Source organism: Leifsonia sp. Root1293 (assembly GCF_001425325.1).
GTDB lineage: Bacteria > Actinomycetota > Actinomycetes > Actinomycetales > Microbacteriaceae > Orlajensenia.
Map to the genome: position 1 here is coordinate 1,382,049 of NZ_LMEH01000001.1, position 23,226 is coordinate 1,405,274.

Annotated in this window: 19 protein-coding genes; 5 read left to right on the top strand and 14 right to left on the bottom strand. The window is 67.4% G+C overall.

Going from position 1 to position 23,226, the window contains the following annotated elements:
• Window positions 1-64 precede the first annotated feature (64 nt).
• Window positions 65-1,678 carry an MFS transporter gene (locus tag ASC59_RS06435; protein ID WP_235492596.1) on the top strand — a complete coding sequence of 538 codons (1,614 nt, stop codon included), beginning with the start codon at window positions 65-67 and terminating at the stop codon, window positions 1,676-1,678.
• Between the two features lie 46 nt (window positions 1,679-1,724).
• Here the strand turns inward: ASC59_RS06435 and ASC59_RS06440 are convergent, their stop codons facing one another.
• The 5 genes from ASC59_RS06440 to ASC59_RS17590 all read right to left on the bottom strand — a co-directional run bounded on the left by ASC59_RS06440 (window position 1,725) and on the right by ASC59_RS17590 (window position 6,337).
• On the bottom strand, window positions 1,725-2,351 hold the full coding sequence (locus tag ASC59_RS06440; RefSeq protein ID WP_055819760.1) for a hypothetical protein: 627 nt from the start codon (window positions 2,349-2,351) through the stop codon (window positions 1,725-1,727).
• A 27-nt stretch (window positions 2,352-2,378) separates the two neighbouring features.
• A complete protein-coding gene (locus ASC59_RS06445) occupies window positions 2,379-3,686 on the bottom strand; it encodes a citrate synthase (RefSeq protein WP_055819763.1) in 1,308 nt (435 codons plus the stop codon).
• Between the two features lie 168 nt (window positions 3,687-3,854).
• On the bottom strand, window positions 3,855-4,961 hold the full coding sequence (gene dapC / locus ASC59_RS06450) for a succinyldiaminopimelate transaminase (RefSeq protein WP_268765477.1): 1,107 nt from the start codon (window positions 4,959-4,961) through the stop codon (window positions 3,855-3,857).
• Window positions 4,962-4,973: 12 nt separating this feature from the next.
• Window positions 4,974-5,294, bottom strand: coding sequence for a ferredoxin (gene fdxA / locus ASC59_RS06455; RefSeq protein WP_055819766.1), 321 nt, complete (start codon window positions 5,292-5,294; stop codon window positions 4,974-4,976).
• Window positions 5,295-5,383: 89 nt separating this feature from the next.
• Complete coding sequence (locus ASC59_RS17590) at window positions 5,384-6,337, bottom strand: hypothetical protein (RefSeq protein WP_235492597.1); 954 nt, start codon at window positions 6,335-6,337, stop codon at window positions 5,384-5,386.
• 221 nt (window positions 6,338-6,558) lie between these two features.
• Here ASC59_RS17590 and efeU point away from each other — a divergent pair, with 221 nt between their 5' ends.
• The 3 genes from efeU (at window position 6,559) to efeB (ending at window position 10,144) form a co-directional block, all read left to right on the top strand.
• Entirely contained in the window at window positions 6,559-7,467 is a 909-nt protein-coding gene (gene efeU / locus ASC59_RS06465; protein ID WP_055819769.1) for an iron uptake transporter permease EfeU, read from the top strand.
• A 40-nt stretch (window positions 7,468-7,507) separates the two neighbouring features.
• Entirely contained in the window at window positions 7,508-8,713 is a 1,206-nt protein-coding gene (gene efeO / locus ASC59_RS06470) for an iron uptake system protein EfeO (protein ID WP_055819772.1), read from the top strand.
• A gap of 93 nt (window positions 8,714-8,806) precedes the next feature.
• Window positions 8,807-10,144, top strand: a complete 1,338-nt coding sequence (gene efeB / locus ASC59_RS06475; RefSeq protein WP_055819775.1) for an iron uptake transporter deferrochelatase/peroxidase subunit — start codon at window positions 8,807-8,809, stop codon at window positions 10,142-10,144.
• Between the two features lies 1 nt (window position 10,145).
• Here efeB and ASC59_RS06480 read toward each other — a convergent pair whose 3' ends face one another.
• The 6 genes from ASC59_RS06480 to ASC59_RS06505 all read right to left on the bottom strand — a co-directional run bounded on the left by ASC59_RS06480 (window position 10,146) and on the right by ASC59_RS06505 (window position 18,359).
• A complete protein-coding gene (locus ASC59_RS06480) occupies window positions 10,146-10,580 on the bottom strand; it encodes a hypothetical protein (RefSeq protein WP_055819778.1) in 435 nt (144 codons plus the stop codon).
• Between the two features lie 210 nt (window positions 10,581-10,790).
• A complete protein-coding gene (gene typA, locus ASC59_RS06485) occupies window positions 10,791-12,701 on the bottom strand; it encodes a translational GTPase TypA (RefSeq protein ID WP_055819780.1) in 1,911 nt (636 codons plus the stop codon).
• A gap of 214 nt (window positions 12,702-12,915) precedes the next feature.
• Complete coding sequence (locus ASC59_RS06490) at window positions 12,916-14,673, bottom strand: dipeptide ABC transporter ATP-binding protein (RefSeq protein ID WP_055819783.1); 1,758 nt, start codon at window positions 14,671-14,673, stop codon at window positions 12,916-12,918.
• On the bottom strand, window positions 14,670-15,626 hold the full coding sequence (locus tag ASC59_RS06495) for an ABC transporter permease (RefSeq protein ID WP_055819785.1): 957 nt from the start codon (window positions 15,624-15,626) through the stop codon (window positions 14,670-14,672). Before ASC59_RS06495 ends, ASC59_RS06490 begins: the two co-directional genes overlap by 4 nt.
• Window positions 15,616-16,545 carry an ABC transporter permease gene (locus ASC59_RS06500; protein ID WP_055819788.1) on the bottom strand — a complete coding sequence of 310 codons (930 nt, stop codon included), beginning with the start codon at window positions 16,543-16,545 and terminating at the stop codon, window positions 15,616-15,618. The genes ASC59_RS06495 and ASC59_RS06500 overlap by 11 nt, the downstream gene beginning before the upstream one ends.
• Window positions 16,546-16,730: 185 nt before the next feature.
• Window positions 16,731-18,359 (bottom strand): peptide ABC transporter substrate-binding protein, encoded by a 1,629-nt coding sequence (locus ASC59_RS06505; RefSeq protein ID WP_055819790.1) that lies wholly within the window; start codon window positions 18,357-18,359, stop codon window positions 16,731-16,733.
• A gap of 242 nt (window positions 18,360-18,601) precedes the next feature.
• Here ASC59_RS06505 and ASC59_RS06510 point away from each other — a divergent pair, with 242 nt between their 5' ends.
• Window positions 18,602-19,420 carry a CPBP family intramembrane glutamic endopeptidase gene (locus ASC59_RS06510; RefSeq protein WP_055819793.1) on the top strand — a complete coding sequence of 273 codons (819 nt, stop codon included), beginning with the start codon at window positions 18,602-18,604 and terminating at the stop codon, window positions 19,418-19,420.
• On the opposite strand, the gene ASC59_RS17175 is transcribed toward ASC59_RS06510, so the two are convergent.
• The 3 genes from ASC59_RS17175 to gcvH all read right to left on the bottom strand — a co-directional run bounded on the left by ASC59_RS17175 (window position 19,341) and on the right by gcvH (window position 23,201).
• The gene (locus tag ASC59_RS17175) at window positions 19,341-19,757 is read right to left on the bottom strand and encodes a hypothetical protein (RefSeq protein ID WP_157487936.1); all 417 of its coding nucleotides are present in this window, start codon (window positions 19,755-19,757) and stop codon (window positions 19,341-19,343) included. The two genes, ASC59_RS06510 and ASC59_RS17175, sit on opposite strands and share 80 nt — an antisense overlap.
• 118 nt (window positions 19,758-19,875) lie before the next feature.
• On the bottom strand, window positions 19,876-22,782 hold the full coding sequence (gene gcvP / locus ASC59_RS06515; protein ID WP_055819796.1) for an aminomethyl-transferring glycine dehydrogenase: 2,907 nt from the start codon (window positions 22,780-22,782) through the stop codon (window positions 19,876-19,878).
• Window positions 22,783-22,829: 47 nt separating this feature from the next.
• Window positions 22,830-23,201, bottom strand: coding sequence for a glycine cleavage system protein GcvH (gene gcvH, locus ASC59_RS06520; RefSeq protein ID WP_055819799.1), 372 nt, complete (start codon window positions 23,199-23,201; stop codon window positions 22,830-22,832).
• Window positions 23,202-23,226: the final 25 nt, after the last annotated feature.

A 23,226-nucleotide genomic window follows, 5' to 3' on the forward strand; every position in this document is an offset into this window, starting at 1 on the left:
GTGAGGCGAACGTCCCCGCTGCCATACTGACCGGGAGCGCCAGCTCGGGAAGCAGGTACGGTTCGTGAAGAAGTGGTCCGTCGTCATCATCCTGGGTGCCGCGCAGTTCGTCATGGTGCTCGACGGCACAGTCATGAACGTGTCGATCTCGACCGTCGTGGAGGATCTCGACACGACGGTCTCGGCCATGCAGGCCGCCATCACCTTCTACACCCTCACCATGGCGTCCGTCATGCTGTTGGGAGCCAAGCTCGGCGACGTCTGGGGGCGTCGACGGGCGTTCGTGGTGGGCTCGATCATCTACGGCATCGGCTCCCTCATCACGGCGCTCGCGCCGAACATAGGCTTCCTGTTCCTGGGATGGTCGGTCATCGAAGGCCTGGGCGCGGTTCTCGTCATCCCCGCGATCGCCGCACTCATCGCCGACAACTACACGGGCAGCGCACGGGTGACCGCGTACGCCGTCATCGGTGCCATCTCGGGAGCCGCAGTGGCGGCTGGCCCGCTCATCGGCGGCTTCGTCACGACCTACCTCAACTGGCGGTACGTGTTCGTGGGCGAGGTGGTCATCATGGCCGTCGTGGTGCTGTGCGCCAGGATGGTGACGGATGCCACACCGCCTCGTGCCGTGCGCATCGACATCGCCAGCGTGCTGCTCTCGGCCGCCGGCCTGGTGCTCCTGGTCTTCGGCATGCTGCAGAGCAAGGTGTGGGGCTGGATCATCCCGCTCGCTCCCCCGGAGATCAACGGCGTCGCGATCGCGCCGTTCGGAATCTCCCCCACGGCGTGGCTCATGCTCATCGGCGCCCTCCTGCTCTGGATGTTCGTGACCAGGCAGCGCAGGCTGGTCGACGCCGGCCGGCCGCCATTGCTGCAGGTCTCGATGTTCTCGATCACCCAGTTGCGCAGCGGACTGTCGGTCCTCGGCGCCCAGTACGCCATCACGGCCGGCCTGTTCTTCATGGTGCCCGTGTACCTGCAGATGACCCTCGGACTCGACGCCCTCGAGACCGGGATCAAGATCTTCCCGCTGTCGGTCTCGCTCATAATCTTCTCGTTCGTCGGAACCGTGCTCTCGCGGCGCTGGTCTCCGCGGCGCATCGTGCGGACGGGCCAGGTGATCCTGGTCGTGAGCGCCGTCGTGCTGCTCGCCTCGGTCTCCGACGACCTGCGCGGCGTCATCTTCGCGATCGGCATGTTCGCGGCCGGGTCCGCTCTCGGCCTGCTCGCCTCGCAGCTCGGCAACGTGAACATGTCGAGCGTGCCGGCCGAGCAGACCAGCGAGGTCGGCGGCCTGCAGGGCGTCTTCCAGAACCTCGGGTCGTCACTGGGAACCGCCCTCATCGGATCCGTGCTCATCGGCGCACTGTCGACGTCGTTCGCGGCCGGTGTCGCGAGCAGCGAGCTGCCACCGGACGTCAAGAGCACCATCGCGGAGCAGACCGAGGACGGGGTGCAGATCATCCCGGCGGCGACCGTCGACACGGTGGCCCAGGAGGCTGGGCTGTCGACAGCGGATGCCGCGAGCCTCACGACGATCTACAGCGCGGCGCAGGTGTCGTCGCTGCGCGTCGCCTTCTTCGGGCTCATCGCGATCGCGTTCCTGTCGCTGCTGTTCTCGCGCGGCATCCCCTCGACGGTGCCGGCGCGCACGCCGAAGGCAGCACGCGCCGGGTGAGCCGCCGACCGGCCGGCCGATGCGACGGGGAGGACTCCGAGGAGTCTCAGTCCTCGGTGAACCGCTCGAGCTGCTGATCGAAGTCGTCGAGGGGAAGGCCCAGGTCGCGACGCAGCATCGAGCGGCTGATGAGCAGCCCGAGATACTCGGGGTCGTCGGTGTTCTCGGTGGCGGCCATCATCTCCAGGCCGAGGGTGTACCAGCGCTCGGCCGTGGTCTCATCGCCGTTGTCCTCGTAGGACTCGCCGATCATCGTGTAGAACGCGAGATCGACCGGACGGGCGTCGAGCACCTCTGCGGCGAGGGCGTCGGCCGCATCGGTGTCGCCGGCGACGAGGGCGAACTCGATGAAGGTCGGATGCGCCTCGAACGGCTCGGCGTCGGCGTGGTCGCGCGCCTGCCCGGCCAGCCTGTGGGCGTGCTCGACGTCACCGGCGGCGTGCCTGTGCTCCGCCGCGATGAGCAGCAGCAACGGGGCGGTCAGTTCGCCTCCGAGCGTGTAGGCGGCGGTGTCGGTCGCCCACGCCTCGATGATGTCCGCCATCTCGCGGTGCTCGTCTGGCGACAGCGGGATCTCGTCGCCGGCCTCGGCGAGGTCGTCGGGCAGCTCGAGGATCTCCTCGTAGCTCTCGTCGAGCTTCTGGAGGTCGTCCTCGGTGATCAGCTGGGGCATTCTCTCTCGTCTCCTGAGCCTGGCGTCCTACGCCTGGCTGGTCGGCCAGTCGCGCTCGACCGAACCCGTGTAGAGCTGCTGCGGGCGGCCGATCTTCGTCTGCGGGTCCTCGTTCATCTCGCGCCAGTGGCCGATCCAGCCGGGAAGGCGCCCGATGGCGAACAGCACGGTGAACATCCGCGTCGGGAAGCCCATGGCCTTGTAGATGACGCCGGTGTAGAAGTCGACGTTGGGGTAGAGCCTGCGCTCCTTGAAGTAGTCGTCCTCGAGGGCGATCTGCTCGAGCTCCTTGGCGATGTCGAGCAGCGGGTCCTGCACACCGAGCGCCTCGAGCACGGCATCCGCGCTCTCCTTGACGAGCTTGGCGCGCGGGTCGTAGTTCTTGTAGACGCGGTGGCCGAATCCCATGAGGCGCACACCGGCCTCCTTGTTCTTCACCCGCTCCACGTAGCGGGCGACGCCCTCGCCGGAGTCGCGGATCTCGGCGAGCATCGTGAGGACGGCCTCGTTGGCACCACCGTGCAGCGGACCGAAGAGGGCGTTGATGCCGGCGGACACCGAGGCGAACAGGTTGGCCTCGGTCGAGCCGACCAGGCGCACGGTCGAGGTCGATGCGTTCTGCTCGTGGTCCTCGTGCAGGATGAGCAGGCGCTCGAGTGCCTGCGAGACCACGGGGTTCACCTCGTAGATCTCGGCCAGGTTGCCGAAGTTCAGCTTGAGGAAGTTGTCGACGAAGCTCAGCGAGTTGTCGGGGTAGAGGAAGGCCTGACCGATCGACTTCTTGTGGGCGTAGGCCGCCATCACGGGGAGCTTGGCGAGCAGGCGCACAGTGGAGAGCTCGACGTGCTCGGGGTTCTTCGGGTTCAGGGAGTCCTGGTAGTAGGTCGACAGGGCCGAGACGCCGCTCGAGAGAACCGACATCGGGTGGGCGTCGTGCGGGAGCGCGCCGAAGAACTTCTTCAGGTCCTCGTGCAGGAGCGTGTGACGACGGATGCGGTTGTCGAAGTCGTTCAGCTCGCTGGCCGTCGGGAGCTCGCCGTAGATGAGCAGCCAGGCCGTCTCGAGGAAGGTGGCGTTCTTCGCGACCTGCTCGATCGGGTAGCCGCGGTAGCGGAGGATGCCGGCGTCGCCGTCGATGTAGGTGATCGCCGACTTCGTGGCCGCGGTGTTCACGAACCCGTAGTCGAGGCTGGTCAGGCCGGTCTGCTTCGTCAGCGTCGAGAAGTCGATGCTCGATGCCCCGTCTGCACTCGGCAGGATCGGGAACTCGGCCTGACCGCCCGGGTAGCTGAGTACAGCCTTCTGTGACTGGCCGTCCTGTGCCTCGTTGCCCACATCGCCTCCTGAGCGCTTGATTCATGGCGGGGAACACGACAGTGCTCTGTGAAGCACCCGTGAGAACCCCGCATACAGCCTAATCGGCACGGCGGCATACTGTCGCATCGGCCAAAGCAGGGCGACATCCGTTGACGGATGCGACAGCTTCGCCGACCTCGTCGGTCCTCAGCGAATGGCGGAGAGCCGTTCGGCGGCAGCAGCGATGCGCTCATCCGTCGCCGTGAGCGAGAAACGCACGTGCTCGGGGTAGATGTCGCCGTAGAAGTGTCCCGGACCGGCGAGGATTCCGAGGTCGGCCAAGCGCTCGATGCTCTCCCAGGCGTCGCGCCCCTCCGTCGCCCAGAGGTAGAGGCCCGCCTCGCTGGAGTCCACGCGGAAGCCTGCGGCCTGGACCGCCGGCAGGAGCACGGACCGCCGTGCCCGGTAGAGCTCGCGCTGGCGATCGACGTGCTCGTCATCGCCCAGTGCCGCCACCATCGCCTCCTGCAGCGGCGCAGGCACCATGAGGCCGGCGTGCTTCCGAACCGTCGTGAGCCTGGCGACGATATCGCCGCATCCGGCCACGAAGGCCGCCCTGTAGCCGGCCATGTTCGACTGCTTGCTGAGCGAGTAGATGGCGAGGGTCCCCCGGCGATCCTGGCCGATCACCCGCGGATCGAGGATGCTCGGAACGCGCTCCGTGCTCCACGGGGCGTCCCAGCCGAGCTCCGCGTAGCATTCGTCGCTCACGATCACCGCGCCGAGCTCTCGTGCCCTGGCGACGGCCGTGCGGAGTGCCTCGACGGTGAGGACTCGGCCGTCGGGGTTGCCCGGCGAGTTCAACCAGATGAGCTTCGTGCCCTCCGGCCAGTCGGCCGGGTCGTCGGAGGCGAGTGCGTCCGCACCGGCCAGTGCTGCGCCGATGGCATAGGTCGGGTAGGCGGCCCGTGGGTGCACCACGACATCGCCTTCCCCGACGCCCAGCATGAAGGGGAGCAGGGCGACGAGTTCCTTCGAGCCGATCGTCGGCAGCACGTTGCGCTCCGTCAGGCCGGTGACACCGCGGCGGCGCTCGAACCAGTCGATGATGGCCTGGCGCAGCGCCGGAGTGCCGACGGTGAGCGGGTAGGCGTGCGCATCGGTCGCTCTGGCGAGCGCATCGCGGATGAGAGCCGGGGTCGGATCCACCGGCGACCCGATGGACAGGTCCACGATTCCGTCCGGATGCCGGCGGGCACGCTCGGCGAAGGGGGCCATGGACTCCCAGGGGTAGTCCGGCAGCGGCGTGAGCACGCGGGACCGGCTCTAGTGGGCCTGGGGCGGCAGCACGGAGATGACGGGGTGATCCTTCGGGATCACGCCGATCTTGGCCGCTCCGCCGGGAGACCCGATGTCGTCGAAGAACTCGACGTTGGCCTTGTAGTAGTCGGCCCACTGCTCGGGCAGGTCGTCCTCGTAGTAGATCGCCTCGACGGGGCAGACCGGCTCGCAGGCGCCGCAGTCCACGCACTCATCGGGGTGGATGTACAGCGAGCGTTCGCCCTCGTAGATGCAGTCGACGGGGCATTCGTCGATGCAGGCGCGGTCCTTGACGTCCACGCAGGGAAGAGCGATCACATAGGTCACAGTGCAGGAGTCCCTTCAACGGCGTACTGGCAAGTCTACGCAACCAGAACAGCAGACGTGGCAGTGCGAGCGTGCCACGACAGTTCCGCCTAGGCGTCGGCGCGGTGCTGATGGCCGGCGCGCGGAGGCAGCGATGGCCACGCCAGCACCAGTGCAGCGGTGAACGCCGGCGTCACGGTCCAGATCACACTCGCGATCCCCTGGGGGATGAGAACGGAGCCGCCGGCGCTCGGAAGGGTGAACAGGGCCACGATGCCGATGAGCCCGACGGCACAGGCACCGACCACGAGCTTGTCGTGGATGACGAGCCTCAGTCCGACCAGCAGGGAGACCACCGCGACGACCGAGAGGATCAGGCCGATCGGAATGTCGATGCCGGCGACAGTGACCGAGGTGGTGTGCGCGACGGTACCGATGGCACCGAACACGACGCCGATGACGAGGGCGAGCGCCGCGGTGCCGAGGCGGTTGCCGATGGTCGTCGGCTCGGCGACGGATGCCGCTCTCGAGGCCTCTCTGCCCGGCTCCGGCGCCGGTTCCCCGACCCTGTCGAAGCCCTCGGTGAGAGCGCCGGCCGCTGCCGAGGTCGCGGCGGTGGCGCCCCCCAGCACGGTGAGGGCGTCGAGCTTGGCATCGCGCTGCAGTCCGACGTCGATGCGCCGCGAGAGGGTGTCGGGGGCCGAATCATCGAGGCGGGCGGCATCCCTCACCCTGAACAGCGGGATGCCGAGGAGGAGGGCTGCGTCTCCGGCCGCGCGCGCCACGGCGGAGGCGGCCGGGGTCGAGACCCCCGGCGCGATCAGCACTGTCGCAGCGCGGCTCTCGGCGACCTCGACCACGTCGCCGGGACCGGCGGCCACGACGTGGTCACCTCCGGTGAGGCGCGCGAGGGCATCGCTCTCCCCCTGCGACATCGGGAGCGCGGTGATGAGTGTCGACGAGCCGCCCTCCTCGACCACGCGGGCCATGGTGCCGCCGGCGACGGCGACGGCGGAGCGAGCGTCGGGGAAGACGAAGACGGCTCGATCCGCTCGATTCGCCATGCCTGCCCCGTCCTCGTGAAGTGTCTGCGGGCGCACGGCCCTGGATGGATTCTACGGCGCGGCACCCGTGCAGCATCCTGTCTCTCGCGTCCGACGGAACGCCGGCGGCGGATGCCCCCGGCGGTCCGGGCTGGACAGGCCGAGGGGCGCGGGTTAGAGTCGAAGCCGGTTAGGTTAGCCTTACCATCACTCCCCCACCTTCCCCATCCTCCGGAATCAGCGTGCTCGCAAACTTTCTCATCGGCCTGCGTGAAGGCCTCGAAGCCGGCCTCATCGTCGGCATTCTCGTGGCGTACCTCTCGAAGCTGGGCCGACGCGATGTGCTCCCCCGCCTCTGGAGCGGCATCGGCTTCGCCATCGTGCTCTCGCTCGGCGTCGGGGCGATCCTCACCTGGGGTCCGTACGGCCTGAGCTTCCAGGCGCAGGAGATCCTCGGCGGTTCGCTCTCCATCCTCGCCGTCGCCCTCGTCACCTGGATGATCTTCTGGATGGGCAACCATGCCCGCGGCCTGAAGCACGACCTCCAGTCCAAGCTCGACGTCGCCCTCACCGGAGCCGCATCCGGCATCGTCATCCTCGGCTTCCTCAGCGTCGGGCGCGAGGGCATCGAGACCGCCCTGTTCGTCTGGGCGACCGTGAACTCCAGCGGCGACGCCGGGATCGCCACGATCGGCGCCGTGCTCGGCATCCTCGCCGCCGTCGCCGTGTCGTACCTGATCTACCGCGGACTCATCCGCATCAACCTCTCGCGCTTCTTCACCTGGACGGGCCTGTTCCTCATCCTCGTCGCCGCCGGGGTGCTCGCCTACGGCATCGGCGACCTCCAGGAGGCAGGCGTCATCCCCGGCTGGGGACAGCCAGCCTGGAGCCTGGCCGGCGCCATCCCGCCGTCCAGCTGGTACGGCACCATCCTGGGCGGCGTGTTCAACTTCACGCCCGAGCCCACCTGGGCCCAGGTGATCGGCTGGCTCGCCTACGCCTCGATCGTCACCGGCCTCTTCCTTCGCCAGGTCTTCACCCGCTCGGCGCCGGCAGCCCAGGCTCCGGCAGCGCCGAAGACGACGGCGCCGGCATCCCGCACAGCGGATGCCACCCTCGCCGACAGCGGCATCGCGCCCCGCTCGGCCTGATCACCTTTCCCAGCAGCACGTCCATCACAGGAGACCACCCATGAAGAGAACTCTGTCCGTCGGCCTGGCCGGCGCCGGGATCATCGCACTCACGCTGACGGGTTGCGTGCCCAACAACGCCGGTGGATCCGCGGTCGCCGTGGCCATCACGGACGACGCCTGCGATGTCGCCACCGACACGACGGCATCCGGCGCGGTGACCTTCGAGCTCAGCAACACCGGAAGCGACGTCAACGAGTTCGAGATCCTCGCAGACGACAAGCTGCGCATCGTCGGCGAGAAGGAGAACGTCACGCCCGGCCAGACTGTGTCGTACGTGGCCCAGCTCGAGCCCGGCACCTACTACACGGCATGCAAGTTCCAGCTCATCGGCTCCCCCATCGGGCTGGCCGAGTTCACCGTGACCGGTGACGCCACGGCGATCGACGCCGACGCCGCCGAACTGAACGATGCCGCCGTAACCAACTACATCGCCTACATCCGCTCGCAGGTCGGCGAACTCATCCCCGCCGTGGCCGCCTTCACCAGCGCCTACGCTGCTGGCGACGACGAGACGGCTCGAGGGCTGTTCGCCCAGACCCGCGCGTTCTACGAGCGCATCGAGCCCACGGCCGAGGCCTTCGGCGACCTGGACCCCAAGATCGACTACCGCGAGGTCGACGCCGTGGCCGAGGGCCTCGACTGGACGGGCTTCCACCGCATCGAGAAGGACCTCTGGCCGCCGGCCCAGGGCGACTCGAACTCCGACGGGACCAGCGCGTTCCTCGACTGGGCGCCCTCGACGACTGCCGAGCGCGCAGCATTCGCCGCCGGGCTGGTCGCCGACACGCAGCAGTTGCACGACCTCGTGAACGCCGACGACTTCACCGTGAGCGTCGCCGACATCAGCAACGGCTCCATCGGCCTGCTCGACGAAGTCGCCAGCGGCAAGATCAGCGGTGAGGAGGACTGGTGGTCGGGAACCGACCTCACCGACTTCCAGGCCAACGTGCAGGGTGCTGAGGTGGCCTTCGGCAACGTGGAGGCGATCGCCAGGAGCAAGGGGGACGACGGCGAGAAGCTGGTCGACGACATCCAGAGCGAGTTCGATGCTCTCGACGCCCTGCTGGCCCAGTACGGCACGATCGACGACGGTTTCGTCGACTACTCCACGGTGACCGATGCGCAGCGCAAGGAGCTCTCCGACCAGGTGAACGCCCTCTCCGAGCCGCTCTCGCAGCTCACGGCGCTGGTTCTCGGCGCGTAGCCCCCACTGCCCTGACACCGGGCCGGCCCGCGGCGAAGCTGCGGAGACCGGCCCATCAGGGTCTCCACCGCAACAGGAAGTACCATGAGCGGGATGAATCCTGACGCCGGCCCCGAATCGGCGCCCGAGAACACGACAGCGGTGGACGGCTCCGCCGACGAAGCAACGGCTCGCCCATCGGGACTCTCCCGGCGCGGCCTCTTCGGCCTCGTCGGCGTCGGTGCCGCCGGACTCGTCGTCGGCGGCGCAGCTGGGGCTGCCGCCGCCGCGACCGCGGCATCCGCCTCATCGCAGACCAACGCGGTCTACCCCTTCTACGGCGCCAGGCAGGCCGGCATCACCACCCCGGCCCAGGACCGCCTGCACTTCGCCTCCTACGACATGGCCGCGGGAACCAGCCGCGACGACCTCATCGAGTTGCTGCAGGACTGGACCTACGCGGCCGCTCGCATGACGCAGGGCCTCGAGGTGACGGATGGCGGAGCCGTCGGCGGGTCGCCGCTGGCGCCGCCGGCGGACACCGGCGAAGCCCTCGGACTGCCGGCCGCCGGGCTCACCATCACCTTCGGCTTCGGCCCCACGCTGTTCTCGACCGACGGCGGCGAGGATCGCTACGGCATCGCGGCACGGCGTCCGGAGCTGCTCACGAAGCTCCCCCGCTTCTCGGGCGACTCGCTCCGGCCGGAACTCGGCGGGGGCGACCTCTGCATCCAGGCCTGCGCCGACGATCCGCAGGTCGCCGTGCACGCCATCCGCAACCTCAGCCGCATCGCCTTCGGGCGTGCCTCCATCCGGTGGTCGCAGCTCGGCTTCGGACGCACCTCGTCCACGTCGACCTCGCAGCTGACTCCCCGCAACCTGTTCGGGTTCAAGGACGGCACGGCGAACGTCAAGTCGGAGGACGCGAAGCTCGTCGACGACCAGGTCTTCGTCGGCTCGAGCGACTCCCCCGCGTGGCTGGCCGGCGGAAGCTATCTCGTCACACGCAAGATCCGCATGATCATCGAGACGTGGGACCGCACGAGGCTCGAGGAGCAGGAGCGCGTGATCGGCCGCGACAAGGGCGAGGGAGCGCCGCTGTCGGGCGGCACCGAGTTCACGGAGCCGGACTTCGACGCCGAGACCGGGGCGGGGACGCCGACGATCGACGCCGACGCTCACGTTCGTCTGGCCCACCCGAGCGTCAACAAGGGCGCGAGCCTGCTGCGTCGCGGCTACAACTTCGTCGACGGCAACGACGAGCTCGGCCGCCTCGACGCCGGCCTCTTCTTCATGTCGTACCAGCGCTCGCCCGAGCAGTTCATCGGCATTCAGCGCAGCCTCGCATCCGATGCCCTCAACGAGTACATCAAGCACGTCGGTTCGGCGATCTTCGCCATTCCGCCCGGCGCCCGCGACGGGTCGTACGTGGGCGCGCCGCTCTTCGCCTGAATCAGCCGCCGGTCACCGGTGTCACCGTGTAGAGCAGCCCGTCCTTCGTGCCGGCCACCAGCACGGAGTAGTTCTCGTTCTTCATCGCGACGAAACCGCCGTCGTCCGTTGTCGCCTCGGCTGCGCTCCCGTCGACGCTGAAACCGGCGCCCTCGAGTTGGGTCGTCGCCTCGGCGATGGGGTCCGCTGCCGTCGCGTCGACGGTCACGATCCATCCGCTGCCGTTCTCGCCCTGACCGCCGGCGCCCACCAGGATCTTCCCGTCCACGACGGGCACCTCCTCCGGCCAGCCCCTCGGAAGCTCGCCGCCGACGCTCACCTGCCCTCCGGTGGCCTGATCCACGGCCGAGTCGACGATGCCGCAGCCGGCGAGGGTCGGGGTCAGGAGCAGGGCGACGGCGATGGCCGGAACGACGAGGCGGGTGCGGAAGGGCATGATGTCTCCAGGGCTCGGGCCTCCAGAGTACGCGCTGGGGCTACGACAGAGGGTGTCGNGGCGATGGCCGGAACGACGAGGCGGGTGCGGAAGGGCATGATGTCTCCAGGGCTCGGGCCTCCAGAGTACGCGCTGGGGCTACGACAGAGGGTGTCGGCATCCGCTCTTCACGAGAGACGGATGCCGACACCCTCGAGGTGTCGCGAGCGACTAGTTCTGGTTCTGCTTCTTCAGGCGCGAGGTGGAGCGGGCGCGCGACTGGGCGTCGAGCTCGACCTTGCGGATGCGCACGTTGGCCGGGGTGACCTCGACGCACTCGTCCTCGCGGGCGAACTCGAGGCACTCCTCCAGCGAGAGCTGACGCGACGGCGTCATCGACTCGAAGGTGTCGGAGGTGGACTGACGCATGTTGGTCAGCTTCTTCTCCTTGGTGATGTTCACGTCCATGTCGTCGGCGCGCGAGTTCTCGCCGATGACCATGCCCTCGTAGACCTCTTCGGTGGGGTTCACGAAGAAGCTCATGCGCTCCTGGAGCGCGATGATGGCGAACGGGGTGACGACACCGGCGCGGTCGGCGACGATGGATCCGTTGTTGCGGGTGACGATCTCGCCGGCCCACTCGTCGTAGCCGTGCGAGATGGCGTTGGCGATTCCGGTACCACGCGTGGTGGTGAGGAACTCGGTGCGGAAGCCGATGAGGCCGCGCGACGGGACGATGAACTCCATGCGCACCCAGCCGGTGCCGTGGTTGGCCATGTTGTCCATACGGCCCTTGCGGGAGGCCATCAGCTGGGTGATCGCGCCGAGGTACTCCTCGGGAGCGTCGATGGTGAGGTGCTCGTACGGCTCGTGCAGCTTGCCGTCGACGCGCTTGGTGACCACCTGCGGCTTGCCGACGGTGAGCTCGTAGCCCTCGCGGCGCATCTGCTCGACGAGGATGGCGAGAGCGAGCTCTCCACGACCCTGCACCTCCCAGGCGTCGGGGCGTCCGATGTCGACGATCTTGAGCGAGACGTTTCCGACGAGCTCGCGGTCGAGGCGGTCCTTGACCATGCGCGCCGTGAGCTTGTGGCCCTTGACCTTGCCGACGAGCGGCGAGGTGTTCGTGCCGATGGTCATCGAGATCGCGGGGTCGTCGACGTGGATCTGCGGGAGCGGACGAACGTCATCCGGGTCCGCGAGGGTCTCGCCGATGGTGATGTCCTCGAAGCCGGCGACGGCGACGATGTCGCCGGGGCCGGCGCTCTCGGCGGGGTAGCGATCGAGTGCGCGGGTCTTCAGCAGCTCGGTGATGCGAACGTTCTTGACCTGGCCGTCGTGGCGCACCCAGGCGACGGTCTCGCCCTTCTTGAGCGTGCCGTTGAAGACGCGGAGCAGGGCGAGGCGGCCGAGGAACGGCGAGGCGTCGAGGTTGGTGACCCAGGCCTGCAGGGGTGCCTCGTCGTCGTACTTCGGAGCGGGGATGTGCTCGAGGATCGCGCCGAACAGGGGCTCGAGGTCGTCGTTGTCGGGCAGCGTGCCGTTCTCGGGCTTGGTGAGGCTCGCGGCGCCGTTGCGACCGGAGGCGTACACGACGGGCACGTCGAGGATGGCGTCGAGGTCGAGGTCGGGAACGTCATCGGCCATGTCGGAGGCGAGACCGAGCAGGAGATCCTGGCTCTCGGCGACGACCTCGTCGATGCGCGCATCGGGGCGGTCGGTCTTGTTGACGAGCAGGATGACGGGGAGCTTGGCCTCGAGGGCCTTGCGCAGCACGAAGCGTGTCTGGGGCAGGGGGCCCTCCGACGCGTCGACGAGGAGCACGACGCCGTCGACCATGGACAGGCCGCGCTCGACCTCGCCACCGAAGTCGGCGTGGCCCGGGGTGTCGATCACGTTGATGGTGATGGGACCCTCGGTGGCGTGCACGCCGTTGTAGGTGATCGCCGTGTTCTTGGCGAGGATCGTGATGCCCTTCTCACGCTCGAGCTCGTTGGAGTCCATGGCGCGCTCTTCGACGTGGGCGTGGTCGGAGAAGGAGTGGGTCTGGCCGAGCATGGCGTCGACGAGAGTCGTCTTGCCGTGGTCGACGTGGGCCACGATGGCCACATTCCGGATGTCTGAGCGCAGGGCGATTGCCATAAGTCTGTCCTTGGGTTTTCTTCGGTTCGCGCTCTGTCACGACGACGGGCTGGAGCTCGGTGTCGGATCGCGCACGGCGTCGCGGATGCGGCGCTCAGGTGGGGTCTGCGGGTCGGCGCGCTGAAATGCGCACAGCCCAATCACCCCAGTTTAGCCTGTAATGCTGAACGGCGGGTCCACGAGGACCCGCCGTTCACCAACCAGACGCCTGACCCTAGGAGGCGAGCTCGATGCTCGCTCCGGGGATGGCGGCCAGCAGATCCTGCGTGTACTGCTGCTGCGGGTTGTCGAACACCTGGTCGGTGGTCGAGTACTCGACGATCTTGCCCTTCTGCATGACGGCCACGTTGTCGGCGATCACGCGCACCACGGCGAGGTCGTGCGTGATGAAGAGGTAGGTCAGGTCGAGCTCCGACTGCAGGTCCGCGAGCAAGCGCAGGATCTGCGCCTGCACGAGCACGTCGAGAGCCGACACGGCCTCGTCGAGGATGACGATCTCGGGCTTGAGTGCCAGAGCACGCGCGATGGCGATGCGCTGACGCTGTCCGCCCGACAGCTCGTTGGGGTACCGGCTGACCAGCATCTTGGGCAGCGACACCTGGTCGAGCAGCTCGAACACCCGGGCCTGACGCGACTTGCGCGATCCGACGCCGTGCACCGACAGCGGTTCGCTGATCGTGTTGCCGATGTTGCGCAGCGGGTTGAGGGAGCCGTACGGGTCCTGGAACACCGGCTGCATCCGGCTGCGCAGGTTGAACAGCTCCTTGCCGCCGAGCGAGTTCAGGTCCTTGCCTCCGACGATGATCTTGCCGGCGGTGGAGTCCTCGAGCTTCAGCAGCATCTTCGCGACGGTCGACTTGCCGGAGCCGGATTCGCCGACGAGCGCCATGGTGGTGCCCTTGGCGATCTGGAACGAGACATCGTCGACGGCCTTGAAGTCTCCGGAGCCCCGGATCTTGTAGACCTTCGTCAGGTTCTCGACGACGATCGCCGGCGGAAGGCCTGCCGAGTCGTCTCGTGCCTCCGCCCGCGCCTCGGCCGTGGCGATGAGGTCGACGACCTCTGCTGCTGCCGGGGCGTGGATGTCGAGCTCCGACAGAGGCGTATCGCTCGCCTGGATACGGCGCGACGCGAGGCTCGGTGCCGCTGCGACGAGCCTCTGGGTGTACGGGTGCTGCGGATCCTTGAGGATCTTGACCGACGGCCCGGACTCGACGACCTTGCCCTTGTACATAACCACGAGCTGCTCTGCGCGCTCGGCCGCGAGGCCGAGGTCGTGCGTGATGAACAGCAGCGTCGTCCCGAGGTCACGGGTCAGCGTCTCGAGGTGATCGAGGATGACGCGCTGCACCGTGACGTCGAGCGCCGAGGTCGGCTCGTCGGCGATGAGCAGCTGCGGGTTGGCAGCCAGGCCCATGCCGATGAGCACGCGCTGGCGCATGCCGCCGGAGAACTGGTGCGGATACTGCTTGAGTCGGCGGTCGGCGTCGCCGAGACCGGCCTGCTTGAGCACCTCGATGGCGCGTGCGCGCACGGCCTTCTTGCCTGAGGCGATGCCGTTCGAGCGGATGGCCTCCTCCACCTGGAAGCCGATGCTCCAGACGGGGTTGAGGTTGGACATCGGGTCCTGCGGCACGAAGCCGATCTGCCGACCGCGGATGTCCTCCATCTCCTTCGGCGTGGCCGTGGAGAGTTCCCGCCCGTCGAGCTTGATGGAGCCGCCGGTGATCTTTCCGGTGCCGGGGAGCAGATTGATGATGGCGTGCGCCGTCGTCGACTTGCCGGAGCCGGACTCGCCCACGATCGCGAGCGACTGCCCGCGGTACAGGGTGATGTTCACGCCGTCGACGGCTTTGACGAGACCGTTCTGGGTGTTGAAGCCCACCTGGAGATCGGTGATCTCGAGGATGGGACGTTCGCCGTTCTCGGAGTTCACGGTGTTCCCGTCGTTCTGGGTGATCGTCGTGCTCATCGTGCGGCCCTCGCCTTCGGGTCGAGCGCATCGCGCACGACCTCGCCGAGCATGATGAAGCTCAGCACGGTCAGGGACAGGGCGATCGACGGGTAGATCAGCGTCTGCGGAGCGACCCGGAGGTCGTTCTGGGCCTGGCTGATGTCATTGCCCCACGACATCGTCGTACCCGGCAGACCGACACCGAGGAACGACAGCGTCGCCTCGGCGACGATCGCGGCCGCGAGCGAGATCGTCGTGACGACGATGACGGGTGCGATCGAGTTGGGGAGCACGTGGCGCACCAGGATGCGGAACCGCGACAGGCCGATGGCCGTTGCAGCCATGACGTAGTCGGAGTTCTTCACCCTGAAGATCTCGGCTCTCAGCACGCGGGCGGTCGATGGCCACGCGAAGATTCCGATCGCGAGCGAGATCACCCACACGCTGCGGTAGGCCGAGAAGACGCTCATGATGACGACGGCGGCGAGGATGTAGGGGATGGAGAAGAAGATGTCGCCGACGCGGGAGAGCACGCCGTCGACCCAGCCGCCGTAGAACCCGGCCAGCGACCCGAAGGCGATGCCGAGGACGAAGACCAGGACCGTGACGATGATTCCCACGGAGAGCGAGGTGCTCGTGCCGTAGATGATGCGCGCGTAGATGTCGCAGCCCTGCTTGGTGTAGCCGAGCACGCTGCCGTCGCCGGGTCCGTCGAGGCTCTTGGAGAGCTCGCAGAACGCCGGGTCGACGGAGGTGAACAGCGACGGGAAGAGCGCGACCGCGACGATCACGATGATCACGATGATCATCACCGAGGAGATCCAGAACATCGGACGCTTGCGCACATCGTGCCAGGCGTCGATCCAGAGGTTCGAGGGCTTGCCCTCGGTCTTGACCTGGTCGATCGCAACGAGGGGCGTCTCCTCGAGAGGCGCGACGAAGTGATTCTGCTGGGAGTTTCTACTTGGCATAACGGATCCTCGGGTCGAGAACGGCGTACAGCAGATCCACCAGCAGGTTCACCACGAGGTAGATCAGCACCATGACCGTGACGAACGCGACGACGGTGGGGCGCTCTCCTCGGATGATGGCCTGGTACAGGGTGCGCCCGACTCCGGGCACGTTGAAGATTCCCTCGGTGACCGTCGCACCGACCATGAGCGTGCCGAAGTCTACGGCGAGGTAGGTCACGACGGGGATGAGGGAGTTGCGCAGGATGTGCACCGGAACGATGCGACGACGGCTGAGGCCCTTGCTCGCTGCGGTGCGAACGAAGTCCTGACCGCCGGTCTCGATGACTGACGACCGTGTCAGTCGTTGGATCTGCGCGAAGCTGATGGTCGCCAGCACGATGGCAGGCAGGATCAGGTCCTGGAGCGGAGCTCCGGGCCCGACAGTCGCCCTGAACCAACCGAGGTTGATCGCGAAGACGAGCTGGGCCACGAACGCGATCACGAAGATCGGCAGCGAGATGAGCACGAGGCTCACGGCCAGTGCGCTCGAGTCGAAGAACTTGCCCTTGCGAAGACCCGAGATGAGGCCGACGCTGATGCCCGCGATCATCTCGAAGAAGATGGCGATGAGCGCCAGCCGCAGGGTGACCGGGAAGGTCTTGGCGAGGATCTCGGTGACCGGCTGACCGGAGAACGAGATGCCGAAGTCTCCGACGAAGATGCCCTTGAGGAAGAGGAGGTACTGCACGATGAACGGCTGGTCGAAGTGGTAGCGCTCGCGAAGCTGCTCGATCACCGCGGGGTTCGGCGTCTTGTCACCGAACAGCGCCACGATCGGGTCACCCGGCATGGCGAAGACCATGAAGTAGATGAGGAAGGTGGTGCCGAGCAGGACAGGCACGGCCTGCAGCACTCGACGGAGGATGTAACCGGCCATGGATCAGGCCCCGCAATCCGGGGTTTTTGGCATGAGAGAACCTATCTGTCTTTCAAGCTCGATCGTCCCAGAGTAGCGCTGTGACGCAATCGGAACCACGAGCGTGGGAGTGGGGCGGCAGCTGATAGCTACCGCCCCACAGAGTGCTTCAGGAATACTAACCCCTCAGCGGTGTGCCGCGAGAATTACTCGGCGGCGGTCTTCGTCACCTCGTAGTACAGCGGAACCGAGTTCCAGCCGAACTGGACGTTCTCCACGTTCTCGCTCCACGCGCCGTTGACGGTCGCGTACCAGAGCGGGATGGCGGGCAGGTCCTTGAAGAGCTGGACCTGGACATCCTGGAACTTCTTGTTGGCGGCGTCGAGGTCGGTCTCGGCCAGGCCCTCGGAGAGGAGCTTGTCGACATCCGGGTTCGAGTAGTCGCCGTCGTTCGAGCCGGCGCCCGTTCCGTAGAGCGGTCCGAGGAAGTTGTACAGAGCCGGGTAGTCGGCCTGCCATCCCGTGCGGAACGCCGTCTGGATCGTGCGGTCGGTGATCTTCGTGCGAGCCTCGGCGAACGTCGGGTACGGGTCGCCGGAGGCGTCGATGCCGAGAACGTTCTTGATGCTGTTCGACACTGCGTCGACCCAGCCCTGGTGGCCGCCGTCGGCGTTGTAGGCGATCTTGAAGGTGCCGTCCCACGGGGCGATGGCGTCAGCCTCTGCCCAGAGCTTCTTGGCCTCGTCGGGGTTGTAGTCCAACACCTCGGAGCCTTCGAGGTCCTCGGAGTAGCCGTCGATGACCGGCGACGTGAAGTCGTGGGCCGGCGTACGGGTGCCCGAGAAGATCACGTCGGTGATCTCGTCGCGGTTGATGGCCAGCGAGATGGCCTGACGACGGAGGTTGCCCTCTTCGCCCGAGAAGTGCGGCAGTCGCGCCGGGATGGTGAACGACTGGAAGATCGCAGCAGCCTGGTTGACGCTGCGGTCGCCGAACTCGTCCTCGTAGGTTCCGAGCGCGCCCGAGGGGATCGCGTCGAGAACGTCGAGGTTGCCGCCCTGCAGGTCGGCGTAGGCCGCTTCCTGCGTGGCGTAGAAGATGACGTCGAGGCCACCGTTGACGACCTCGCGGCCGCCGGCGTAGTCGTCGTTCTTCACGAGCGAGATCTTCTCGTTGTGCTCCCACGCGCCGTCTTCGGCGAGCTTGTAGGGGCCGTTTCCGATCGGGTTCTCACCGAAGGCGGCGATGTCGTCCCATGCTGCCTCGGGCAGCGGGTAGAACGCCGAGTAGCCGAGGCGCAGCGGGAAGTCGGACTCCGGCTGGTTCAGCGCGACCGTGAAGGTCGTGTCGTCGACGACCTTGAGGCCCTCGAGCTCGGGAACGTTGACGTCGTAGCTGAAGCCCTTGATCGACTCGAAGAAGTAGCTCGAGAGCTGCGCGTTGTCGAGAGCGGCACCGTAGTTCCAGGCCTTCACGAAGGACTCGGCCGTGACGGGCTCACCGTTGGTGAACTTCTGGTCGGGCTTGATCTTGATCGTGTAGTTCTGAGCGTCATCCGACTCGATGGACTCGGCCATGTCGTTCACCGGGGCGCCCTTGGCGTCGTAGTACACGAGGCCTGCGAAGATGGCGTCGAGGATCTTGCCGCCGCCGACCTCGTTGGTGTTGGTCGGGATGAGCGGGTTCTGAGGCTCGGATCCGTTCGTGGTGATGATCGCGGTCGAGTCGCCCTTGGGCGCCTCGTCTCCGCCTCCGCCGGTGCTGCAGCCGGACAGGATGAGTGCTCCCGCCGCGGCAAGAGCGATGGCTGCAACGCCAAATCTCTTGGTTCTCAATGTTCCTCCTGGTGAAAAGGGCTTCGCCGCCTCGTTTTTCGAGCGCGCACGATGGCCTGAGTACCTACAAAATATGGAGCGGGGAGGCAGAAACCAAACTGTGCCGGGAAACGTTACAGATCAGAAACCTGGCCGACCGTGAATCTGCAGCGGGGGACGTTTCCTCGCAAGATCATTGCGCCCCGCGCGAGTTTGTCGAGCGGTGTCGGTGAATTCAGCCGCGAGAATGACAGGATGGCCACATGAGTGAGACGTCAGGCGCACATTCCGGCCGGTCAGAGGCCGGAAACGCGGATCGGGGTACAGTACCTCGCGGTGAGCGTGGTCGCCTCTGGATCGAGATCGCGATAGTTCTGGGACTCTCTCTGGGAGCCAGTGCCGTCTACTCCATCGTGGCCATCATCGCCCGGGTGACAGCCGAGACCTCCCTCGGCGATCAGTCGACGGCTCTCAATCCGTCGCAGTCCCCTCGGGAGTGGCTGGACTTCACTTACCAGTTCCTCGGGATCTTCTTCGACCTGCTACCCGTCGCGCTCGTGTTCTACCTGCTCTGGCAGCCCGGCATCAACCCGTTCCGTCGCATCGGCTTCGACCTGACGCGTCCCGGACGCGACGCCCTGGGCGGCCTCGCCCTGGCGGCGGCCATCGGCATTCCCGGGCTAGCGCTCTACGCGGGCGGCCGCATGATCGGCATCACCGTGGATGTGCAGGCCTCGCCACTGGATGCCGCGTGGTGGACGATCCCCATCCTCGTGCTCGCGGCACTGCGGTCGGCGTTGTCCGAGGAGATCATCGTGGTCGGCTACCTGTTCACGCGCCTGCGGGAGATCGGGTGGGGGAAGTGGCAGATCATCCTGGCCAGCGCGGTCCTCCGTGGCAGCTATCACCTCTACCAGGGATTCGGGCCGTTCATCGGCAACGCCGCGATGGGCGTCGTCTTCGGCTGGTGCTACTGGCGCTGGGGCCGCACCATGCCGCTCGTCATCGCTCACACGATTCTGGACGTGGTGTCGTTCGTCGGGTATCCACTGGCCGTCGTGTGGTGGCCTGGACTGTTCTGACCCTGCCTGTCGCGAGGTGCGGTTCCGCCGCGACGTACATCGGCAGCGCCGGTACGGGCGGCGGCACAGGGCGCTCGGCCTCGTCGTCATGGGCCAGCGCCGCCCGCCGCGACGGCGTGCACACCACCATGACCTCCGGCAGCCAGTTGCCGAGACCGTAGGCGTGGTCGCTGACGGCCTGCGCCTGGAGCAGGGCGGATGCCCGTCCCGGATCCGTGCGCTGGAGCGAGGCGGCCCGCGACTCCAGGCTCATGCGGTTGCCGATGACGGACAACCCGAAGATGAGGCCGATGAATCCGACCGAAGCCATGCTCCAGAGCAGATCGAAGACGTTCATGGCATCCTCCCGACGTAGACGTCGCTAGATTCGCAACGGTACGCCGGGAGGAGCCGGAAGGCTAGAGCTGTTTCCGCTCTTCGGTCGCGGCCTTCGGCCGGATCTCACCGAGCGGGGTTCACTCGGCGAAGGCCTCGATCGGCGGGCAGGCGCACACCAGGTTGCGATCGCCGTAGGCCTGGTCGATGCGCCGCACCGGTGCCCAGTACTTGGTGCGGATGATCGAGTGCACGGGGTAGACGGCCTGCTCGCGCGTGTAGGGGTGCGTCCACTCCCCCTCGATCACCGAGCGGGCGGTGTGCGGGGCGTTCCGCAGCGGGTTGTCGTCCGCCGGCCAGTCGCCGCGGGCGACGGCATCCGCCTCGCCCTTGATCGCGATCATCGCCTCGATGAAGCGCTCGATCTCGGCGAGGTCCTCGCTCTCGGTCGGCTCGACCATGAGGGTGCCGGCGACCGGGAACGACATCGTGGGTGCGTGGAAGCCGTAGTCGACGAGGCGCTTGGCGACATCGTCGACGCTGACACCCGTTGCCGCGGTGAGGGGGCGCAGGTCGAGGATGCACTCGTGGGCGACGAGGCCGTTGTCGCCGGTGTAGAGCACCGGGTAGTGGTCGCGCAGGCGGGAGGCGATGTAGTTGGCACTCAGCACCGCGGCGCCCGTGGCCTGCTTGAGTCCCTCGGCTCCCATCATGCGCACGTAGGCCCAGGAGATGGGCAGGATGCTCGGGCTGCCGTACGGTGCTGCGGAGATGGGGCCGCCGGCGTGCACGAACGGTCCGTGGTCGGCGCGCTGGGCCATCGGGTGCCCGGGCAGGAACGGCGCCAGGTGCGCCTTCGCCGCCACAGGGCCGACACCGGGTCCGCCGCCGCCGTGCGGGATGCAGAACGTCTTGTGCAGGTTCAGGTGCGAGACGTCGCCGCCGAAGTCGCCGAAGCGCGCGAATCCGAGCAGGGCGTTGAGGTTGGCTCCGTCGACGTACACCTGTCCCCCGGCGTCGTGCACGGCCTGGGTGATCGCGGTGACCTCGTGCTCGTACACGCCGTGCGTCGAGGGGTAGGTGATCATCAATGCGGCCAGGGTGTCCGCGTGCGCCGCGATCTTGGCGCGCAGGTCGTCGAGGTCGACATTGCCGAGCTCGTCGCAGGCGACGACCACGACGCGCATGCCGGCGAGCACCGCCGATGCCGCGTTCGTACCGTGAGCGCTCGATGGAATGAGGCACACCGTGCGCTGCTCGTCGCCGTTCGAGCGATGGTAGCCGCGGATCGCGAGCAGGCCGGCGAGCTCGCCCTGGCTGCCGGCATTCGGCTGAAGTGACACCGAGTCGTAGCCCGTCACCTCCGCCAGCCAGTTCTCGAGCTGCTCGATGAGGGCGAGCGATCCGACGACGTCTGCTTCAGGGGCGAACGGATGCAGCGATCCGAACTCGGGCCAGGTCACGGCCTCCATCTCGGTGGCCGCGTTGAGCTTCATGGTGCACGATCCGAGCGGGATCATTCCGCGGTCGAGCGCGTAGTCCCGGTCCGCGAGCTGCTTGAGGTAGCGCATCATCGCCGTCTCGGAGTGGTGCGTGTTGAACACCGGGTGCTCCAGGTAGCCACCGTCGCGGGCGAGATCCGCCGGAACCGCGGCCTTCACCGCGTCGACCGAGTAGTCCAGGGCGAACTCGAGGCGCTCCGGCAGGCCGAAGGCGTGGGCGATGGCGGCGAGATCATCCGTCGTGGTCGTCTCGTCGACCGAGATCCCCACCGTGGCATCACCCGCGAGGTGCACGTTGTAGCCGAGTTCGCGCGCGCGCTCGACGACGGTCGATGCGAGGCCGGGCACGTTCACTCGGATCGTGTCGAAGTAGTCGTCACTCGCGAGGGTCAGGCCGTACTCGGTGAGCGTGGCCGCGAGGGCTCGAGCGGTGAGCGCGGTCTTCGTCGCGATGTAGCGGATGCCGCGGGGGCCGTGGTAGACCGCGTACATCGAGGCCATGACCGCGAGCAGCACCTGGGCCGTGCAGATGTTCGACGTGGCCTTCTCGCGGCGGATGTGCTGCTCACGGGCCTGCAGGCTGAGCCTGTAAGCAGGGTGGCCGTCGGCATCCTGCGACACTCCCACGAGACGGCCGGGAAGCTGACGCTCGAGGCCGGCGCGCACGGCCATGTAACCGGCGTGGGGTCCGCCGAAGCCCATGGGAACGCCGAAGCGCTGGCTGGTGCCGACGGCGACGTCGGCTCCGAGCTCGCCAGGGCTGGTCACGAGGGCGAGGGCCAGCAGGTCCGCGGCCACGACGGTGAGCGCCCCCTGCGCCTTCGATGCGGCGAGGACCGCCGAGGGGTTCCATAGATTGCCCGACGCCCCGGGGTACTGCACGAAGATGCCGAAGTGCTCGCCGAGTCCGGCGATGCCGGCCTCGTCGAGGCGGGCCAGCGGGGCGCGCACCAACTCGATGCCCACGGCCTCGGCACGTGAGGCGAGCAGCGCATCGGTCTGCGGGAAGGCGTCTTCGTCGACGATGAAGCGCGGGCTCTTCGACTTCGAGCCGCGACGAGCCAGCAACATCCCCTCGACGACCGCGGTGCCCTCGTCCAGCATCGACGCGTTGGCCGTGTCGAGACCCGTGAGGTCGGTCACCATGGTCTGGAAGTTGATGAGCGCCTCGAGCCTGCCCTGCGAGATCTCGGGCTGGTACGGCGTGTACGCCGTGTACCAGCTGGGGTTCTCGAGCACGTTGCGCTTGATGACGGCCGGCGTGATGGTGCCGTAGTACCCCAGGCCGATGAGCGAGGTGCGCACGGTGTTCTGATCGGCCAGCGACCGCAGCTCGGCCAGGGCCTCGCGCTCCGTCGCCGCCTCGGGGATGACAGAGGTCAGGTGCTCGCCGATGGCGATCGACGCCGGGACGGCGGCGGACATCAGCGACTCGAGCGAGTCGTAGCCGAGCTCGGTGAGCATCTCGGCCTGGGCGTCGAGGCCGACGCCGATGTGGCGACGCCCGAAGGCGTCCATGTCGAAGGCCGAGGAGGCTGAAGTCATTGCGCGCGTGATCCGATCAGGTTCGTGGGTGCTGGAAGGAGGCTCGGCTACTCGCCGACGATGGCCGAGTACTCGTCGTAGGAGAGCAGGGCGGGGAGCTCGGTGAAGGTCACCTTGATGAGCCATCCGTCTCCGAAGGGATCCGAGTTCACCAGCTCAGGGGTGTCGACGACGGCGTCGTTGATCTCGGCGACGGTTCCATCGATCGGCGCGAACAGTTCGCCGACCGACTTCGTCGACTCGATCTCTCCCACGACGACCCCGCCCTCGACCTGGGTGCCGACGGCCGGCAGGTCGACGAACACGACGTCGCCGAGCTTGTCCGCGGCGTAGGCGGTGATTCCGACTGTCGCGGTGTCGCCGTCGACGAGCACCCACTCGTGCTCTGCGGTGTACTGGAGCGTGGTCTTGTCAGCCATGATGGCGTCCTCTCAGGAGTTGGAA

Bases quoted from the DNA above. Each gene is read 5' to 3' on its own strand.
- efeB (WP_055819775.1), top strand. From the start codon at position 8,807: ATGAATCCTGACGCCGGCCCCGAATCGGCGCCCGAGAACACGACAGCG.
- gcvP (WP_055819796.1), bottom strand. From the start codon at position 22,782: ATGACTTCAGCCTCCTCGGCCTTCGACATGGACGCCTTCGGGCGTCGC.
- ASC59_RS06495 (WP_055819785.1), bottom strand. From the start codon at position 15,626: ATGCCAAGTAGAAACTCCCAGCAGAATCACTTCGTCGCGCCTCTCGAG.
- ASC59_RS06440 (WP_055819760.1), bottom strand. From the start codon at position 2,351: ATGCCCCAGCTGATCACCGAGGACGACCTCCAGAAGCTCGACGAGAGC.
- typA (WP_055819780.1), bottom strand. From the start codon at position 12,701: ATGGCAATCGCCCTGCGCTCAGACATCCGGAATGTGGCCATCGTGGCC.
- ASC59_RS06500 (WP_055819788.1), bottom strand. From the start codon at position 16,545: ATGGCCGGTTACATCCTCCGTCGAGTGCTGCAGGCCGTGCCTGTCCTG.
- ASC59_RS06490 (WP_055819783.1), bottom strand. From the start codon at position 14,673: ATGAGCACGACGATCACCCAGAACGACGGGAACACCGTGAACTCCGAG.
- ASC59_RS17590 (WP_235492597.1), bottom strand. From the start codon at position 6,337: ATGGCGAATCGAGCGGATCGAGCCGTCTTCGTCTTCCCCGACGCTCGC.
- gcvH (WP_055819799.1), bottom strand. From the start codon at position 23,201: ATGGCTGACAAGACCACGCTCCAGTACACCGCAGAGCACGAGTGGGTG.
- efeO (WP_055819772.1), top strand. From the start codon at position 7,508: ATGAAGAGAACTCTGTCCGTCGGCCTGGCCGGCGCCGGGATCATCGCA.
- ASC59_RS06510 (WP_055819793.1), top strand. From the start codon at position 18,602: ATGAGTGAGACGTCAGGCGCACATTCCGGCCGGTCAGAGGCCGGAAAC.
- ASC59_RS06480 (WP_055819778.1), bottom strand. From the start codon at position 10,580: ATGCCCTTCCGCACCCGCCTCGTCGTTCCGGCCATCGCCGTCGCCCTG.
- ASC59_RS17175 (WP_157487936.1), bottom strand. From the start codon at position 19,757: ATGAACGTCTTCGATCTGCTCTGGAGCATGGCTTCGGTCGGATTCATC.